Here is a 17,508-nt window from a genome sequence, read left to right on the forward strand (position 1 = left end):
GTGACCCGAACCGCCTGTTCCTACTGCGGGGTCGGGTGCGGGATCTCAGTGGAGACCCGCACCGACCCCGCGACGGGTGCGCCCGTGATCGCCCGGGTGTCCGGTGACAAGCTGCACCCGGCCAACTTCGGCAGGCTGTGCACCAAGGGGGCCACCCACGCCGAGTTGATGGCCGCCACCGACGGCCGGCTGACCACGGCGCTGCGGCGGCCGTCCCGCGGCGCCGATCCGGTCGCCGTCGGCGTCGACGAGGCGCTCGCCGAGGCCGGCACGCGGTTGCGCGCGATCGTCGACGAGCACGGCCCCGACGCGGTCGCACTCTACGTGTCGGGTCAGATGTCGCTGGAGGCACAGTATCTGGCCACCAAACTGGCCAAGGGTTATCTGCGCACCGTGCACATCGAGTCCAACTCCCGGCTGTGCATGGCCAGTGCGGGCACCGGGTTCAAACAATCTCTCGGCGCCGATGGACCACCGGGCTCCTACGCCGATTTCGACCGCACCGACCTGTTCTTCGTGATCGGCTCGAACATGGCCGACTGCCATCCGATCCTGTATCTGCGGATGGCCGACCGACTGAAGGCCGGTGCCGCGCTCATCGTGGTCGACCCGCGCCGCACCGCCACCGCGGACAAGGCGGACCTGTACCTGCCGATCCGGCCCGGCACGGATCTGGCGCTGCTCAACGGGATCCTGCACCTACTCGTCGAAAACGACGCGATCGACCGCGATTTCATCGCCGAGCACACCGAGGGCTGGGACGCGATGCCGGCGTTCCTCGCCGACTACCCGCCCTGGCGCGTCGCCGAGATCACCGGGCTGGACGAGGCCGACATCCGCAGTGCCGCGGACATGATCGCCGCCGCCGGCGACTGGATGACCTGCTGGACCATGGGCCTGAACCAAAGCACCCACGGCACCTGGAACACCAACGCCATCTGTAATCTTCACCTGGCCACCGGCGCGATCTGCCGCCCCGGCAGCGGCCCGATGTCGCTGACCGGGCAGCCCAACGCGATGGGCGGACGCGAGATGGGCTACATGGGACCCGGTCTGCCCGGCCAGCGCGTGGTGTCCTCGGCCGACGACCGTGCGTTCGTCGAAACGCAGTGGGCCCTCGAACCCGGCACCATCCGCGCCGACGTCGGCCCGGGAACCGTCGAGATGTTCCGCCGCATGGGCAGCGCAGACATCAAGGCGGCGTGGGTGATCTGCACCAACCCCGTTGCCAGCGTGCCGAATCGGGATACCGTCATCGCCGGGCTGCGCGCCGCCGAACTGGTGATCACCCAGGACGCGTACACCGACACCGCCACCAACCGGTACGCCGACATCGTGCTGCCCGCCACGCTGTGGGCCGAGGCCGACGCGGTGATGGTCAACTCAGACCGCACCCTGACGCTGCTGCAGCAGGCGCTGCCGCCGGCCGGGGACGCGCGGCCGGACTGGGAGCTGATCTGCGGGGTCGCCCGTCACCTCGGCTTCGGCGACGCGTTCGACTACAAATCCAGTGAGCAGATCTTCGACGAGATCCGCCGCTTCCACAATCCGCGCACCGGCTACGACCTGCGCGGGATCAGCTACGAGCGGCTCCGGGACACGCCGGTGCAGTGGCCGTGCCCGTCGCGGCACGCCCCCGAGGTCAACCCGATCCGCTATGTCAACGACGGTGTGTCGCAAGACCTCCACACCGACGCAGACGGCCGCATCCCGCGGCTGGCGTTCGCGACCCCGTCACGGCGCGCGGTGTTCCACGCCCGCCCGCACCTCGAGCCGGCCGAACTGCCCGACGAGGACTACCCGATGATCCTCAACACCGGCCGGCTGCAGCACCAGTGGCACACCATGACCAAGACCGGCAGGGTCGCCACCCTCAACAAGCTCAATCCCGGCCCGTTCGTCGAGATCCACCCCGACGACGCCGCCGCGCTCGAAATCGCCGACGGCCGCGACGTCGAACTCGTCACCCGGCGGGGCCGGGCGGTGCTGCCCGCGGTCGTCACGGAACGGATCCGCCCCGGCAGCACGTGGGTGCCGTTCCACTGGAACGACGAGCACGGCGAGAAGCTGACGATCAACGCGCTGACCAACGACGCCGTCGACCCGGATTCGCTGCAACCCGAGTTCAAGGTGTGTGCGGTGCGGCTGTGCCCGGTTGCGGTCGACGATGCCGCGCCGCGGCCTCGCAAGGAGCGGACCGGCGGTGCGGCGCACCCGCAGCAGCCCCTCGGACCGCTGGTGCTGTGGGCCTCGCAGACCGGCAATGCCGAGGAGTTCGCCGCAAAGCTGGGGGAGCGGCTCGGCGTCGGGCCGGTGCGGGCGATGGACGACATCGACCTGGCGGAACTGTCTGCCGCCGGTGAGGCCGTGTTCGTGACGAGCACGTTCGGTGACGGCGGTCCGCCGGACAACGGGGCGGACTTCTGGGGTCGGCTCGAATCGCCGGACGCCCCGGCGCTGCACGGCGTGCGCTACACCGTGCTGGGCATCGGCGACCGGTCCTACGGCGACTTCTGTGGTCACGCCCGGTCGCTGGACGACCGGCTCGCCGACCTGGGCGCCACCAGGATGCTGGACCGTGCCGAATGCGAGGCTTACGAGGAGCAACCGATGACGGCGTGGGCGGAGTCCGTCGCCGAGCTGATCGGCGTGGGCATCGAGGGCCTCACCGGAGGGCCCGAAATCGCCGACGCACCTGCCGGTTTCACCCGGGCGAACCCGGTGGCCGTCCCGCTGTGCCGCAACGTGCGGCTCACCCCGGCCGGGTCGGACAAGGACGTCCGGCTGCTCGGGTTCGACATCAGCGCCCATGACGTCAGCTACAGCGTCGGTGACTCTCTCGGTGTCCGGGTGACCAATTCGGTTGCCGCCGTGCGGAGTTGGCTGGAATCTACGGGCCTGCCCGGTTCGGAGGCGGTGATCGTCGACGGCGTGCAGATGACGCTGGCAGAGGCGCTGACCTCGCACTACGACGTCTGCAAGGTGACGCCGAACCTGCTGTCCTTCGTCGCCGAGCACTGCCCGGAGGTGCGCGCCGGGAAGCGGCTGCGGGATATCGGTAACGGCATCGGTAACGCCCTCGACCTGGTCCGCGAATTCCCGGTGCGCGCCGATCCACTGCTGTGGCAGCAGGTGCTGGTACGGCTGACGCCGCGGCAGTACTCGATCTCGTCGAGCCCTCTGGTCAGCCCGCACGAGGTGCAGCTGACGATGTCGGTCGTGCGCTATCGCGGCGCCGACGGCACCGTCCGCGGCGGCGTCGCGTCGACGTATCTGGCCGACCTGCCCCCCAACACTGCAGTCCCGGTGTTCGTGCAGCGCTCCCCGCACTTCCGGCCGCCCGCCGAATCCCACACCCCGATGATCATGGTCGGACCCGGCACCGGCATCGCGCCGTTCCGCGGGTTCCTGCAGGAGCGGCGCGCACTCGGGCACTGCGGCCCCAACTGGCTGTTCTTCGGCGACCGGCACCGCGAACAGAACTTCTACTACCGAGACGACCTGCTCGACATGGTCGACGACGGATTCCTGAACCGTCTGGATCTCGCGTTCTCCCGGGACCAGCCGACACGGGTCTACGTGCAACACAAGATGCTCGACTACGGCGCCGACGTGTGGCGCTGGCTCGACGACGGGGCCCACTTCTACGTGTGCGGCGACGCGACCCGGATGGCGCGCGACGTCGACGACGCGCTGACCGAGATCCTGCGCACGCACGCGAAGATGAGCTCCGACGCCGCGCGTGAGTACAAGCGCGAGATGGTCGCGGAGAAACGCTACGTGCGCGACGTGTACTGATCCTTTTCCCGCGAGCGTGCGTGTCTGCAGCCGACACGCCGCGCAAAGTGTCAACTTTGCGCACGTTGGCGGCTTACGTGTGTGTCTGCGCTCTGACTCGCGGGCGGGCCCCGACGAGCAGGGCGCCCGCGACGAACAACACCGCCGTCGCCGTCGGAAACTCACCGTGCGGTGCGAAACCGTTCGCCGACAACAGGCTCAACGCCAGCGCGCACGCCCCGGTCCCGGCGTACAGCATCCCCTCGGCCACCCCGGTGGGCACCGGCACCGCGAAGGTCGGCGCCGCCGCCGCGAAGAACCGGCGCTGCCAGAACAACAGGCACAGCAGCGCCGCGGTCACCACGGCCAGCACCAGCTCCCACTCCAGCCGGGCCAGCCACCAGGCGCCGGAACCGAGTGGTGGCTGCGGCAGCAGACCGGCCGGATACGCGACGACGGTCACGACGATGACCGGCATCATGTGCCACAGGTACAGCGCCATCACGTTGTTGTTCGCGACGCCGAGGATCCTGGGCCACGCCCCGCGGGTGAGCGCACGGTTGAGCAGCGGCACGATCGCGAACAACACCCCGATCTGCACCGTGGCCAGCGCGAGCAGCGCCGCCGACGGCGGCGCGGAGTTCTCCACCCGGTCGCCGGGCACCCCGATCATCGCGACCGGGTAGGGCCCCCACGTCACCAGCAGCGGAAGCGCGACCGCCGCGGCCACCGCCATCCCGACCAGGATGCGCCGGCCCAGAAGACCGCCGTGCCAGGCAATTCCGAGCTGGTAGACAGCCGCCCAGCAGAAGAAGTAGTTCGCCATCCGGATCTCGTTGTGACCCGTGACGATGCCCACCACGTCGACGACGACCAGGCATACCGCGAGTGTGGCCGGCACGGCGAGACCCCAGCGCCGGTGCGCGGCGACGGCGAGCGGCGTCAGCGCGACGACCATCAGGTACACGGCCAAAAACCACAGGTGCATCGCGACCGCCCAGCCGCCGAGCTCGAGGACTGCGCCGTCGATGCCGCCGATCTTCAGCGCGCCCATCACGACGAGCACGAACCCGGCGTAGACGGCGGTCGGGCCGAGTACCCGGGCCACCCGGCGGCGGACCCAATCCTGGCGTGAGGTCGTGGCGTCGCGCCGGCCCCATGACACCGCGCTCGCGTAGCCCGCGACCGCGAAGAACACCGGCACCACCTGGAAACCCCAGGTGAGCCACTGCGTCCACGGCATCAGGACCAGCGGATTGTCGCGGCCGAACTCGCCGTCGTGGTAGGTCATCACCGACAGCAGCCAGTGGCCGATCACCACGAGCATCACCGCGGCCGACCGGTACAGGTCGAGGGCGAGCTCGCGAGGAGGAGTGCCGGGGTGAGCTCGTGAGGAGGAGTGCTGGGTCATCGCGACCATTCTGGAGTGTCCGAGGGGGGACTTGAACCCCCACGCCCGTTAATAGGGCACTAGCACCTCAAGCTAGCGCGTCTGCCATTCCGCCACTCGGACCCGATGTGAGCGCCTAAGGCTAACGGATGAGCCGCCCCGGGCCCAAACCGGCAGACCCGTGCAGTGTTACAAAGGGACTGTGACTGGTCAGCCCACGCCGAGTGACGAGGTCGTCGGCCTCGTCAGCTCGCTCATCCGGTTCGACACCTCCAACACCGGGGAGCCGGCCACCACCAAGGGCGAGGCCGAATGCGCGCGCTGGGTCGCCGACCAGCTCTCCGAGGTCGGTTACACCTGCGAGTACGTCGAGGCCGGCGCGCCGGGGCGGGCCAACGTGTTCGCGCGGCTGGAAGGCGCCGACCGCTCCCGCGGCGCGCTGATGTTGCACGGACACCTGGACGTCGTGCCCGCCGAGGCGTCGGACTGGAGCGTGCACCCGTTCTCCGGGGCGGTCGAGGACGGCTACGTCTGGGGGCGCGGCGCGGTCGACATGAAGGACATGGTCGGGATGCTGATCGCGGTCGCCCGGCACTTCAAACGCGCGGGCATCGTGCCGCCGCGCGACCTGGTGTTCGCGTTCGTCTCCGACGAGGAGGCCGGCGGCAACTACGGCTGCAAGTGGCTGGTCGAGAACCGTCCGGACCTGTTCGACGGTGTCACCGAGGCGGTCGGCGAGGTCGGCGGATTCTCGCTGACGGTGCCGCGCCGCGACGGCGGGGAACGCCGGCTGTACCTGATCGAGACCGCCGAGAAGGCGATGCTGTGGATGCGCCTGACCGCGCGGGGCCGCGCCGGGCACGGCTCGATGGTGCACGACGACAACGCCGTCACCGTGCTGTCGGAGGCCGTCGCCAGGCTCGGCAGGCACCGTTTCCCGATCGTGCTGACCGAATCGGTCGAACAGTTCCTCACCGCCGTCTCCGAGGAGACCGGCTACGCGTTCGACCCCGCATCACCCGATCTCGACGGCACGATCGCCAAGCTCGGCGGCATCGCGCGCATCGTCGGCGCCACGCTGCGCGACACCGCGAACCCGACGATGCTCAAGGCCGGCTACAAGGCCAACGTGATCCCGGGCACCGCGGAGGCCGTGATCGACTGCCGTGTGCTGCCGGGCCGGCTCGCCGCCTTCGAGCGCGAGGTCGACGAGATCATCGGCCCCGACGTCACCCGGGAGTGGATCACCAACCTGCCGTCGTACGAGACGCCGTTCGAGGGGGCGCTGCTCGACGCGATGAACGGCGCGATCCTGGCCACCGATCCGGATGCGCGCACCGTGCCGTACATGCTCTCCGGCGGTACCGACGCAAAACACTTCGCGCGCTTGGGAATTCGCTGCTTCGGTTTCGCCCCGCTGCGGCTGCCACCCGACCTGGACTTCGCCGCCCTGTTCCACGGCGTCGACGAACGGGTACCTGTCGATGCGCTGCAGTTCGGCGCGCAGGTGCTCGAGCACTTCCTGCTGCACTCGTAGAAATCCAACCGAAAGGATCTTCCCCTCATGGCGTTTGACTACGACCCGTATTCGTTCCTGCCGCAGCTGCCCACCTTCACCGTCACTTCGGAGTCGTTCACCGACGGGCAGCCGTGGGGCAACGATCAGGTCAGCGGCATCATGGGCGCGGGTGGCTCCGACATCTCGCCGCAGCTGAGCTGGTCGGGCTTCCCCGAGGAGACCCGCAGCTTCGCCGTGACCGTCTACGACCCCGACGCGCCGACGGCGTCGGGTTTCTGGCACTGGGCCGTGTTCAACCTGCCCGCGACGGTCACCGACCTGCCCGCGGGTGTCGGGGACGGCAGCGCGCAGGGATTCCCCGGTGACGCAGTCACTTTGGCCAACGACGCCGGACTGAAGCGGTTCATCGGGGCTGCCCCGCCCGCCGGTCACGGCCCGCACCGCTACATCGTCGCGGTGCACGCCGTCGGCGTCGAGAAGCTCGACGTGCCCGCCGACGCGACCCCGGCCTACCTCGGGTTCAACCTGTTCGGGCACGCGATCGCCCGTGCCCTGATCACCGGCACCTACGAGCAGAAGTAGCGCGGCGCTACCGCGCCGCCGAGCCGACCGCCTCCGCCAGCCCGGAGAACCCGTGTGCGCGGAGGTGTTCGGCGATGCCGTCGTTGATCGACTTGGCCCACGTCCCGCCGCCGTAGACGAACCCGGTGTAGCCCTGCAGCAGTGACGCGCCCGCGGTGATCCGTTCCCACGCGTCGTCGGCGGTCTCGATGCCGCCGACGCTGATCAGCACCAGCCGGTCACCGACGCGGGCGTGCAGGCGGCGCAGCACCTCCAGCGCGCGGCGGGCGACCGGCGGACCCGAGACGCCCCCGGCGCCGAGGTCGGCGGCCCCGGGGGTGGCCAGCCCGTCACGCGAGATCGTGGTGTTGGTCGCGACGATCCCGGCGAGGCCGAGTTCCACTGCGAGGTCGGCGATCTCGTCGATGTCTCGGTCGGCGAGGTCGGGGGCGATCTTGACCAGCACCGGCGTCGACGTCTCGGCCAGTACGGCGGACAGGATCGGTCGCAGCGATTCGACCGACTGCAGGTCCCGCAGCCCAGGGGTGTTCGGCGAGCTGACGTTCACCACCAGGTAGGCGGCCAGCGAGCCGAGCAGCCTGGCGCTCTCGGCGTAGTCCGCCGGGGCGTCCTCCGGCGCGGTGATCTTCGTCTTGCCGATGTTCACGCCGATCGGCACGTCCGGTGCGCTTCGGGCGAGTCGCTGCGCGAGCGCGGCCGACCCGTGGTTGTTGAAGCCCATCCGGTTGAGCAGGGCGCGGTCGGCGGGCAGCCGGAACAGCCGCGGCTCCGGGTTACCGGGCTGCGCCTGCGCGGTCACCGTGCCGACCTCGGCGTAACCGAATCCCAGTGCGCCCCAGGCGTGTACGCCCAGACCGTCCTTGTCGAAACCCGCGGCCAGGCCCAGCGGCGCCGGAAAGCGCACCCCGAACACGGTGGAGGCCAGCACCGGATCGTGCGGTGCGAGACGCCGTGCCAGCCCGCGGCGCAGCGGAGCCGGTCCGGTGGCGGCCCGCAACCCGGCGAACACCCAGGTGTGGATGGTTTCGGGCGGGACCAGGAACAGGGCTTTGCGCAGTGCCGTGTACATCACAGCCCCGGCTGATCGGGTCCGGCGGGACCGTCTGCGCGCTTCTTGCGGCGCAGCAGCACCCGTCGTGACCCGTCGGTGTACAGCCGGACCCGGTTGAGTTCCCAGCCGCGGTACTCGGCCTCGATGGACAGCCGGATCGATGCGGTCACCCTGGTCACGTCGGGCGGCAGGCGCAGCGGGATCCACTCGTACTCGCTGGAGTCCTCGGCGACGGCCTGGCTCCACGCCGCGGGCATCCTGCCCCGGCCCACACTCATCCGGCACCGCCGGCACCGGTGATGACCTGCACCCCGGCGCCGGATCCCGACACCACGAACAGGGTGTCGGTGGTGTCGGCGTAGGCCAGGGAGTTCGGTTGCTGCACGGTCGGGTATCGCACCTTCTCGACGGGGATTCCGGTCGCCAGATCGTAACCAACCACGGTGTTCGATGCCGTCTGCGCCACCCAGGCGAGCCCCTGCGGGTTCTGCGAGCCCGCGACTCCGTACGGCGCGTCCGGCACCGGGTAGCGCTGGCGCAGGATCAGCGGGCGGACCCCGTACACCAGCAGCTCGTCGCCGCGGGTGTCGGCCACGAGCACGCGGCCGGCGCCGTCGGTGGCCATCGTGGTGGCGCCGTCGCCGGCGCGCAGCGCGTGCTCGGAGTTCGTCCCGTCCGCGTTCAGCGTCGTCACCGATGTCTGCCCGCGGTCCAGAACGACGACGATATCGTCTTGTGTGACAAGGGCATCCACGCGCGCGAACATCTTCAGGCGGGCATCGACCCCGCCGTCGGGCGAGGTCGTGACGACGGCGCCGTCGGCGCTGCCGAGCACAATCCGGCCGTCGGCGCGGCGGGTGATCGCGGTGAACTCGACGTCCTGCTGCCCGTCCACGTCGACCCGTGTCACCTCACCGGTGCCGATGTCCAGGCGCAGGTACCCACCCCGGGTCGCCAGGTACGCCGTGCCGTCGCCGTCGCCGGCCACCGCGGTCGCCTCGGATTCCAGCTCCACCGCGGTCGGCGCGGCCGCCGCGTCGATCAGCGTCACCGTCGAGCGGTCCGCGCCGGACGACAGCACCACCAGGCGCGCCGTCGTGGCGTCGAACACCGCGGCCTGCCCCGGCTGTGCCAGGGGGAGCACCGTCCCGGCTGGGGCCTCGGCGGGGGCGGGGGAGTCCGCGGCCCGCGCAGGCGTGATCGTCGGTGGCGGCGCGTCGACGGGATTGGACGAACACCCGGCGATCACCACCAACGCCAGTGCGGAGGCGGCCCAGCGACCGGCCCGGACTGCGGAGTTTGGGTGGGCAGACAACGGGTAGCTCTCGTTTCGGGTGGGTTGAAATTCGACCGAGGAGCCAGTCTATGCAACAGCGTGCAGTCGACCCATGGGCTCTGAGGCACCGGTTCGATCAGAGGGCGGTATGGTACATACCATGACCCTTGCGGCGGACAATGATGTGGCCCGACAGGGATTCGTCGTCGAGGACGTCACCACCGGTGTGCACGCCAGCGGTTTCGGCCAGCTCGGCGACGGCCGCAGCTTCTCCTTCTACGTCGAGCGCCAGTCACTCGTGGTCGAGGTGTACCGCCCCCGGCTGCGCGGACCGGTACCGCAAGCCGAGGACATCGTCGCCACGGCCAGCCGCAAGCTCACCGACATCGACATGACCGACGAGCGCAGCGTGATCGCCGCGGTCCGTGACACCGTCGCCGACGCGCAACCGGTGACGCGCCCCGTGCGCTGACAGCCGCGCCAAGCCCCGCCTCCGACGCCACGGTACGGTCGTCGTCGTGACAGGGGAGATGTCGTGGCTGCAGGTCGTCGTCCTGTCGGTGATCCAGGGACTCGCCGAGTTCCTGCCCGTCTCGTCGTCCGGTCACCTCGCCATCACCTCACGGGTGTTCTTCGACGACGATGCGGGCGCGTCGTTCACCGCGGTCAGCCAGCTCGGCACCGAGGCCGCGGTACTGGTCTTTTTCGCCCGCGACATCGTGCGGATCGTCAAGGCGTGGTTCGCCGGTCTGTTCACCGCAGGGCGGCGCGACGCCGACTACTGGCTGGGCTGGTGGGTGATCATCGGCACCATCCCGATCAGCGTCATCGGCCTGCTGTTCAAGGACGAGATCCGGACCGGTGCGCGCAATCTGTGGCTGGTCGCGACCGCGATGATCGTGTTCTCGTTCGTGATCGCCGCCGCCGAATACGTCGGCAGGCAGACCCGCCGGGTCGAACAGCTGACCTGGCGCGACGCGGTGATCGTCGGCTTCGCCCAGTGTCTGGCGCTGGTGCCCGGCGTGTCGCGCTCGGGCGCGACGATCAGCGCGGGCCTGTTCCTCGGTATGGAGCGCGAGTTGGCGGCCCGGTTCGGGTTCCTGCTCGCCATCCCGGCGGTGTTCGCGTCCGGCCTGTTCTCGCTGCCCGACGCGTTCGCGCCGGTCGGGGAGGGGATGAGCGCCACCGGCCCGCAGCTGGTGGTGTCGATCGTGGTCGCGTTCGTCGTCGGCTACGCCGCGGTGGCCTGGTTCCTGCGCTTCCTGGTCCGGCACAGCATGTACTGGTTCGTCGGATACCGCATCATCCTCGGCACGGTGGTGCTGGTGCTGCTCGCGACAGGGACGGTGGCCGCGATATGACGGTTCTGCTGGTGCGGCACGGGCGCTCGACGTCGAACACCGCGCACACGCTGGCCGGTCGTTCGGAAGGCGTCGACCTCGACGACCGCGGCCGCGAACAGGCCTCGGGGCTGGTCGACCGGCTCGGCGGGCTCCCGATCCGGGCCATCGTCCGCTCGCCGCTGCTGCGCTGTGAGCGCACGATGGAACCGCTGGCCGCCGCACTCGGGCTGCAACCGGTCGTCGAGGACCGGATCACCGAGGTCGACTACGGGTCCTGGACCGGCCGCAAGATCGCCGAACTGGTCAAGGAGCCGCTCTGGGCGGTGGTGCAGCAGCAACCCAGCGCCGCGGTGTTCCCCGAGGGCGAGGGGCTGGCCGGTGTGCAGGCGCGCGCCGTCGCGGCGGTCCGCGAACACGACCGCCGGCTCGCCGATGAACACGGCGGCGACGTGTTGTGGGTCGCGTGCACGCACGGCGACGTCATCAAATCGGTACTGGCCGACGCGCTGGGCACCCACCTGGACAGCTTCCAGCGGATCAACGCCGACCCCGCATCGGTCAGCGCGATCCGCTACACGCCGATGCGCCCGTTCGTGATCCACGTCAACCACACCGGCGGTGCGCTGAACGCCGCCCTCAACCAGTCCCCGAGCGAGACGAAAGACGTCCCGGCCGGCGACGCGGTGGTGGGCGGGTCCACCGACTGACGCCGCCCTGACCTTTGCCGGTATTTTGGACAGTGCCATGGCCCGCGCAATCCACGTCTTCCGCACACCCGACCGCTTCGTGGCCGGGACCGTCGGCCAGCCGGGAAACCGGACCTTCTATCTGCAGGCCGTGCACGACAAGCGCGTCATCTCGGTCATTCTGGAAAAGCAGCAGGTGGCGGTGCTCGCCGAGCGGATCGCCGCACTGTTGCTCGAGATCAACCGCCGCTTCGGCACCCCGATCCCGCCCGAGACCAACGACGTCGAGGACCTCAGCCCGCTGGTCACCCCCGTCGACGCCGAATTCCGCGTCGGCACCATGGGCCTGGGCTGGGATTCTGAGGCCCAGACCGTCGTGGTGGAGCTGCTCGCGGTGTCCGAGACCGAGTTCGACGCCTCCGTCGTGCTCGACGACGCCGAGGACGGACCGGACGCGGTGCGGGTGTTCCTGACCCCCGAGTCGGCCCGCCAGTTCGCCGCCCGCTCCAACCGGGTCATCTCGGCGGGCCGGCCGCCGTGCCCGCTGTGCGAGGAGCCGCTGGACCCCGAAGGCCACATCTGCGTCCGGACCAACGGTTACCGGCGCGGTGCCCTGAGCGGGTCCGACGATGACGAGCTCTGAGATCCTCCAGCGCGGTGAGCTGGTGGTGCTCGGCCGGATCCGGTCGGCGAGCAACGCGACATTCCTGTGTGAGGCGACCCTCGACGGCGCCACCGAGCACTGTGTCTACAAACCGGTGCGCGGGGAGGCGCCGCTGTGGGATTTCCCCGACGGCACACTGGCGGGCCGCGAGCTGTCGTCGTATCTGATCTCCGCGGCGCTGGGCTGGAATGTGGTGCCCTACACCATCATCCGGGACGGGCCGGCCGGGCCGGGGATGCTGCAGCGCTGGATCGACCAACCGGACGACGACGCGACGGAAGCCGCTGCCGGACCCGATCTGATCGACCTCGTCCCGGCGGGCAAGGTGCCGCCGGGGTTCCTGCCGATCCTGCAGGCCTACGACTATGCCGGCGACGAGGTGACCCTGGTGCACGCCGACGATGAGCGGCTGCGCCGAATCGCGGTGTTCGACGTGCTGATCAACAACGCCGACCGCAAGGGCGGACACGTCCTGCAGGGCATCGACGGCGGCGTCTACGGCGTCGACCACGGGGTCACGCTGCACGAAGAGGACAAGCTGCGCACCGTGCTGTGGGGTTGGGCGGGCAAACCCGTCGATGACGAAACCCTGACCGATGTCGAGAAACTCGGCGAGGCGCTGAAGTCCGATCTGGGCACCGAGCTGCGCGACCACATCACGCCGCGAGAAGTCGCCGCGTTACGGTCCAGAATCGTTGGCCTGCTGCGCAATCCGGTGATGCCGACACCTGACCGTCGGCGGCCGATCCCATGGCCCGCGTTCTGACGTGATGTACTGGCGCGGTGACTCTCACCGACGCAGCACTGGCCGCCACGGTGGCCGAGGAGGCCGGTGGGCTGCTGCTCGCGATGCGCGAGCAGATCGGTTTTACGATCCCTACGATCTCGGCGACGCCGGTGACGCGCGCGCGAACACGCTGATCCTGGACCGGCTGCGTCGCGCACGCCCGCACGACGCGATCCTGTCCGAGGAGGCCGTCGACGACGTGTCCCGGGTCGACGCCGACCGGGTCTGGATCGTCGACCCCGTCGACGGCACCCACGAGTACTCGATGCCGGGCCGCGCCGACTGGGCGGTGCACATCGCGCTGTGGCGGCGGGATGCGGGCACGATCACCGACGCCGCGGTCGCCCTGCCGGCCCGCGGCGAGGTGTACCGCAGCGACACCGTCGTGCCCCCGCCTCCGCGTGCCGACGGACCGATCCGGATCACCGCCAGTTCCAATCGTCCGCCCGCCGTGCTGTGGCGGATCCGCGAACAGCTCGACATCGAGCTCTACCGGATCGGGTCGGCAGGGGCGAAGGCCATGGCCGTGGTCCGTGGCGACGTGGACGCGTACCTGCACGCCGGCGGGCAGTGGGAGTGGGATTCCGCGGCACCGGCCGGTGTGCTGTGGGCGGCGGGCCTGCACGCGACCCGCCTCGACGGCTCCCCGCTGATCTACAACCGCCGCGACCCGTACCTGCCGGACCTGCTGATGTGCCGACCCGAGGTCGCCGGGGATCTACTGGAGACGATCTGGTCGGCCTACCGGGAATGAATCGGCCGTCGGAGTTGTCGCACACCACGATGTCTAAAGTCGACGCCATGAAATCGTGGTCCGCGCCTGACGTTCCGGTGCTTCCGGGGCGCGGGCCCCAGCTGCGCCTCTACGACAGCGCCGACCGCCAGGTGCGGCCGGTGGCGGCGGGCACGACCGCCACGATGTACGTGTGCGGGATCACCCCGTACGACGCGACCCACCTCGGCCACGCCGCGACCTATCTGACCTTCGATCTGGTCAACCGGGTGTGGCGCGACGCCGGCCACGACGTGCACTACGTGCAGAACATCACCGACGTCGACGATCCGCTGTTCGAACGCGCACAACGCGACGGCATCGGCTGGCGCGAGCTCGGCGACCGCGAGACCGAGCTGTTCCGCGAGGACATGGCCGCGCTGCGGGTGCTGCCCCCGCGCGACTACGTGGCCGCCACCGAGGCCATCGCCGAGGTGGTCGAGGTGGTGGAGAAGCTACTGGCCTCCGGGGCCGCCTACGTCGTCGACGACGCCGAGTATCCCGACGTGTACTTCCATGCCGGCGCCACCGCCCAGTTCGGCTACGAGTCCGGCTTCGACCGCGACACCATGCTGGCGCTGTTCGCCGAACGCGGCGGCGACCCCGAGCGGGCGGGCAAACGGGATCCGCTGGATGCGCTGCTGTGGCGCGTCGAACGCCCCGGCGAGCCGAGCTGGCCGTCGCCGTTCGGCCCGGGCGGCCGGGCTGGCACGTGGAGTGCGCGGCGATCGCGATGACCCGCATCGGCAACGTGCTCGACATCCAGGGCGGCGGCAGCGACCTGGTGTTCCCGCACCACGAGTTCTCCGCCGCCCACGCCGAGTGCGTCTCGGGGAGCGGCGCTTCGCCCGGCACTATGTCCACGCGGGCATGATCGGCTGGGACGGGCACAAGATGTCCAAGAGTCGCGGCAACCTGGTGCTGGTCTCCCAGCTGCGGCGCGACGGTGTCGACCCGGCCGCGATCCGCCTCGGGCTCTTCGCCGGGCACTACCGTCAGGACCGGTACTGGAGCCCCGAGGTGGTCGACGAGGCGCTGCAGCGGCTGCACCGGTGGCGCAGCGCGACCTCCCTGGGCGCCGCGCCGGACGCCACCGACGTCGTCGCCCGCGTCCGCCGCTACCTCGCCGACGATCTCGACACCCCCAAAGCGCTTGCCGCACTGGATGGTTGGGCCACCGACGCACTGTCCTACGGGGGTCACGACCCCGCCGCCGGGACGACGGTGGCCACCGCGGTCGACGCGCTGCTGGGCGTTCAGCTGTAAAGCTGCTCCCGTGGAGTAGGTTTCGGCTGTGTCTACAGCGCGGTCGATCGCCGGGAGAACCGTCTTCATCACCGGAGGCGCCCGCGGCGTCGGTGCCGAGGTGGCACGCCGTCTGCACGCCAGGGGAGCCAACCTCGTCCTCACCGACCTCGACGCGGCGCCGCTGGCCGAACTGCGGGACCGGCTGGGCGCGCAGCGCGTGCACACCGCGGTCGCCGACGTGCGGGAGCTGACCGACATGCAGGCCGCCGCGGACGCGGCCGCCGAACGATTCGGCGGTATCGACGTGGTGATGGCCAACGCCGGGATCGCGTCCTACGGTTCGGTGCTGCAGGTCGATCCGCAGGCGTTCCGCACGTTGATGGACGTCAACGTGCTCGGCGTATTCCACACCGTGCGCGCCACCCTGCCGTCGGTGCTGCAGCGGCGCGGGTACGTGCTGGTGGTGTCGTCGCTGGCCGCATACGCGGCATCGCCCGGGCTGGCGCCGTACCACGCGTCCAAGGCCGCCGTGGAGCACTTCGCCAACGCGCTGCGGCTGGAGGTCGGTTACCGCGGGTGGACGTCGGCACGGCGCACATGTCCTGGATCGACACCCCGCTGGTCCGCGACGCCCGGGCTGACCTGCCGACGTTCACCGAGATGGTCAGCAAGCTGCCGTTCCCGCTGAATCGGACCACGTCGGTCGAGGCCTGCGGCAAGGCGTTCGTCGCAGGCATCGAGCGGCGCAAACGGCGCATCAACTGCCCGCGATGGGTCGGGGCGATGCGGTGGCTCAAACCGCTGCTGTCGACACCGCTGGGCGAGACGCCGGTCGTCAAGCTGGTGCCCGAGTTGTTGCCGAGGATGGACGCCGAGGTGGCCGCCCTCGGCCGGTCGATGGGTACCCGCACCGCGGATCTGGAGGAACGGTGATGCGGACAGTGCGTCGTCTGACGGCCGTGTTGGCGGCGCTGATACTGCTCGCAGGCTGCGGCACGGACTCGGGGTCGCAGCAGGCCGACACGTCGACCTCGCCGGCCCCGCCGCCCGTCGCCGCGGAGGTGACCCCCGAACAAGCCCGGGCGATCGCGAAAGAGGCCTACATCTACGGTTTTCCGCTCGTCGACAACTACCGCGTGCAGTACAGCTACTTCGTCGACAAGCAGGACCCCGAGTACAAGGGCGGCTGGAACGCGATCCACAACACCGCGCGGGTCTACACGCCCGCCGACAAGGCCATCCAGACGCCGAACTCGGACACCCCGTACTCGTTCGTCGGGGCCGACCTGCGCGCCGAACCGCTGGTCCTGACCGTCCCGCCGGTCGAGCAGGACCGCTATTACTCGCTGCAGTTCGTCGACGGGTACACCTACAACTTCGCTTACGTCGGCAGCCGCACCACCGGCAACGGCGGTGGCAGGTACCTGCTCGCGGGACCGAACTGGAAGGGCGAGAAACCCGAGGGCGTCGACGAGGTGATCCGGTCGGACACCGAGCTCGCATTCGTGTTGTACCGCACGCAGCTGTTCGGCCCGACCGACCTCGACGCGGTCAAGAAGATCCAGGACGGCTACCAGGTTGCGCCGCTGTCGGTGTTCCTGAACCAGCCGTCCCCGGAACCGGCGCCGGCGATCGACTTCGTCCCGCCGCTGACCGCCGACCAGCAGCGCACCTCGCCGCAGTTCTTCGAGACCCTGAACTTCGCGCTGCGGTTCGCGCCGGTACTGCCCGACGAGCGTGAGCTGCGGGACCGGTTCGCCACGATCGGCATCGGGGCCGACGGCGACTACGACGCCGATACGCTGACGCCGCAGATGCGCGCCGCGGTCGAGGGCGGAATCGCCGACGCGTGGGCGGAGTTCGATGCGCTCAAGAAGAACGAGGTCGACACCGGCAAGGTCACCTCGGCGCAGTTCTTCGGCACCCGGGACGAGCTCAAGGACAACTACCTGTACCGGATGGCCGGCGCGGCGCTGGGCATCTATGGCAACACCGCGGCCGAGGCGATCTACCCCGCCGCGTTCAACGACGCCGCCGGGGAGCCGCTGACCGGCGCGAACAACTACGTGTACCGGTTCGCGCCCGGTCAGCTGCCGCCGGTGAACGCGTTCTGGTCGGTGACCATGTACGAGTTGCCCGCCAGCCTGCTCGTCGACAACCCGATCGACCGCTACCTGATCAACTCGGAGATGCTGCCGACCCTGGTGCCCGACGTCGACGGCGGCTACACGCTGTACGTGCAGAACAGCTCACCGGGCCCGGAGAAGGAGCCGAACTGGCTGCCCGCGCCGAAGGGACCGTTCGGGTTGGTGCTGCGGCTGTACTGGCCCAAACCGGATGCGCTCAACGGGAGCTGGACGGCTCCGGTGCCCGAGAAGGTCTGACCCCGGAGTTTTCCGCGAGCGTGCGGGAA

General features: G+C 70.1%; 13 protein-coding genes, 1 tRNA gene and 3 pseudogenes. 12 read left to right on the plus strand and 5 right to left on the minus strand.

The window, feature by feature from the left end; genetic code table 11:
- Positions 1–3,798, plus strand: a complete 3,798-nt coding sequence (locus NTM_RS18440; RefSeq protein WP_163767086.1) for a bifunctional nitrate reductase/sulfite reductase flavoprotein subunit alpha — start codon at positions 1–3, stop codon at positions 3,796–3,798.
- 73 nt (positions 3,799–3,871) lie between these two features.
- Here NTM_RS18440 and NTM_RS18445 read toward each other — a convergent pair whose 3' ends face one another.
- Together NTM_RS18445 and NTM_RS18450 are read right to left on the minus strand one after the other, a co-directional pair.
- Positions 3,872–5,188, minus strand: a complete 1,317-nt coding sequence (locus NTM_RS18445) for an acyltransferase family protein (RefSeq protein WP_163767087.1) — start codon at positions 5,186–5,188, stop codon at positions 3,872–3,874.
- Positions 5,189–5,204: 16 nt separating this feature from the next.
- A tRNA-Leu gene (locus NTM_RS18450) sits at positions 5,205–5,290 on the minus strand.
- Between the two features lie 79 nt (positions 5,291–5,369).
- On the opposite strand from NTM_RS18450, the gene NTM_RS18455 reads away from it, so the two are divergent.
- Together NTM_RS18455 and NTM_RS18460 are read left to right on the plus strand one after the other, a co-directional pair.
- A complete protein-coding gene (locus NTM_RS18455) occupies positions 5,370–6,704 on the plus strand; it encodes a M20/M25/M40 family metallo-hydrolase (RefSeq protein WP_179963957.1) in 1,335 nt (444 codons plus the stop codon).
- Between the two features lie 27 nt (positions 6,705–6,731).
- The gene (locus tag NTM_RS18460) at positions 6,732–7,268 is read left to right on the plus strand and encodes a YbhB/YbcL family Raf kinase inhibitor-like protein (RefSeq protein WP_083144507.1); all 537 of its coding nucleotides are present in this window, start codon (positions 6,732–6,734) and stop codon (positions 7,266–7,268) included.
- A gap of 7 nt (positions 7,269–7,275) precedes the next feature.
- On the opposite strand, the gene NTM_RS18465 is transcribed toward NTM_RS18460, so the two are convergent.
- The 3 genes from NTM_RS18465 to NTM_RS18475 are packed head-to-tail and all read right to left on the minus strand — an operon-like array spanning position 7,276 to position 9,634.
- A complete protein-coding gene (locus tag NTM_RS18465; RefSeq protein ID WP_163767088.1) occupies positions 7,276–8,337 on the minus strand; it encodes a quinone-dependent dihydroorotate dehydrogenase in 1,062 nt (353 codons plus the stop codon).
- The gene (locus tag NTM_RS18470) at positions 8,337–8,597 is read right to left on the minus strand and encodes a DUF5703 family protein (RefSeq protein WP_163767089.1); all 261 of its coding nucleotides are present in this window, start codon (positions 8,595–8,597) and stop codon (positions 8,337–8,339) included. Before NTM_RS18470 ends, NTM_RS18465 begins: the two co-directional genes overlap by 1 nt.
- A complete protein-coding gene (locus NTM_RS18475; protein ID WP_163767090.1) occupies positions 8,594–9,634 on the minus strand; it encodes an SMP-30/gluconolactonase/LRE family protein in 1,041 nt (346 codons plus the stop codon). Before NTM_RS18475 ends, NTM_RS18470 begins: the two co-directional genes overlap by 4 nt.
- A 121-nt stretch (positions 9,635–9,755) precedes the next feature.
- Between NTM_RS18475 and NTM_RS18480 the strand changes: the two genes are divergently transcribed.
- The 9 genes and pseudogenes from NTM_RS18480 (at position 9,756) to NTM_RS18520 (ending at position 17,479) form a co-directional block, all read left to right on the plus strand.
- The gene (locus NTM_RS18480) at positions 9,756–10,067 is read left to right on the plus strand and encodes a hypothetical protein (RefSeq protein WP_179963958.1); all 312 of its coding nucleotides are present in this window, start codon (positions 9,756–9,758) and stop codon (positions 10,065–10,067) included.
- Positions 10,068–10,125: 58 nt separating this feature from the next.
- Positions 10,126–10,956: an undecaprenyl-diphosphate phosphatase gene (locus NTM_RS18485; protein WP_163769551.1), complete on the plus strand. Its 831-nt coding sequence runs from the start codon at positions 10,126–10,128 to the stop codon at positions 10,954–10,956.
- The gene (locus NTM_RS18490) at positions 10,953–11,645 is read left to right on the plus strand and encodes a histidine phosphatase family protein (RefSeq protein WP_163767092.1); all 693 of its coding nucleotides are present in this window, start codon (positions 10,953–10,955) and stop codon (positions 11,643–11,645) included. Before NTM_RS18485 ends, NTM_RS18490 begins: the two co-directional genes overlap by 4 nt.
- 37 nt (positions 11,646–11,682) lie before the next feature.
- Positions 11,683–12,267, plus strand: a complete 585-nt coding sequence (locus tag NTM_RS18495) for an Rv2134c family protein (RefSeq protein WP_104864874.1) — start codon at positions 11,683–11,685, stop codon at positions 12,265–12,267.
- Positions 12,254–13,054 carry an Rv2133c family protein gene (locus tag NTM_RS18500; protein ID WP_163767093.1) on the plus strand — a complete coding sequence of 267 codons (801 nt, stop codon included), beginning with the start codon at positions 12,254–12,256 and terminating at the stop codon, positions 13,052–13,054. Before NTM_RS18495 ends, NTM_RS18500 begins: the two co-directional genes overlap by 14 nt.
- 17 nt (positions 13,055–13,071) lie before the next feature.
- A pseudogene (locus NTM_RS18505) lies at positions 13,072–13,829 on the plus strand (3'(2'),5'-bisphosphate nucleotidase CysQ).
- 47 nt (positions 13,830–13,876) lie between these two features.
- Positions 13,877–15,113 (plus strand): annotated as a pseudogene (gene mshC, locus NTM_RS18510) (cysteine--1-D-myo-inosityl 2-amino-2-deoxy-alpha-D-glucopyranoside ligase).
- Between the two features lie 28 nt (positions 15,114–15,141).
- Positions 15,142–16,028: pseudogene (locus NTM_RS18515) on the plus strand (SDR family oxidoreductase).
- Positions 16,028–17,479 (plus strand): DUF1254 domain-containing protein, encoded by a 1,452-nt coding sequence (locus tag NTM_RS18520; RefSeq protein WP_163767094.1) that lies wholly within the window; start codon positions 16,028–16,030, stop codon positions 17,477–17,479. Before NTM_RS18515 ends, NTM_RS18520 begins: the two are co-directional and overlap by 1 nt.
- The last annotated feature ends 29 nt before the right edge of the window (positions 17,480–17,508 follow it).

It is taken from the genome of Mycolicibacterium parafortuitum, assembly GCF_010725485.1.
Taxonomy (GTDB): Bacteria; Actinomycetota; Actinomycetes; order Mycobacteriales; family Mycobacteriaceae; genus Mycobacterium.

Coding starts and splice junctions, on each gene's coding strand:
- NTM_RS18485 (WP_163769551.1), top strand. CDS start 10,126: ATGTCGTGGCTGCAGGTCGTCGTCCTGTCGGTGATCCAGGGACTCGCC.
- NTM_RS18500 (WP_163767093.1), top strand. CDS start 12,254: ATGACGAGCTCTGAGATCCTCCAGCGCGGTGAGCTGGTGGTGCTCGGC.
- NTM_RS18460 (WP_083144507.1), top strand. CDS start 6,732: ATGGCGTTTGACTACGACCCGTATTCGTTCCTGCCGCAGCTGCCCACC.
- NTM_RS18490 (WP_163767092.1), top strand. CDS start 10,953: ATGACGGTTCTGCTGGTGCGGCACGGGCGCTCGACGTCGAACACCGCG.
- NTM_RS18465 (WP_163767088.1), bottom strand. CDS start 8,337: ATGTACACGGCACTGCGCAAAGCCCTGTTCCTGGTCCCGCCCGAAACC.
- NTM_RS18470 (WP_163767089.1), bottom strand. CDS start 8,597: ATGAGTGTGGGCCGGGGCAGGATGCCCGCGGCGTGGAGCCAGGCCGTC.
- NTM_RS18480 (WP_179963958.1), top strand. CDS start 9,756: ATGACCCTTGCGGCGGACAATGATGTGGCCCGACAGGGATTCGTCGTC.
- NTM_RS18495 (WP_104864874.1), top strand. CDS start 11,683: ATGGCCCGCGCAATCCACGTCTTCCGCACACCCGACCGCTTCGTGGCC.
- NTM_RS18520 (WP_163767094.1), top strand. CDS start 16,028: ATGCGGACAGTGCGTCGTCTGACGGCCGTGTTGGCGGCGCTGATACTG.
- NTM_RS18445 (WP_163767087.1), bottom strand. CDS start 5,188: ATGACCCAGCACTCCTCCTCACGAGCTCACCCCGGCACTCCTCCTCGC.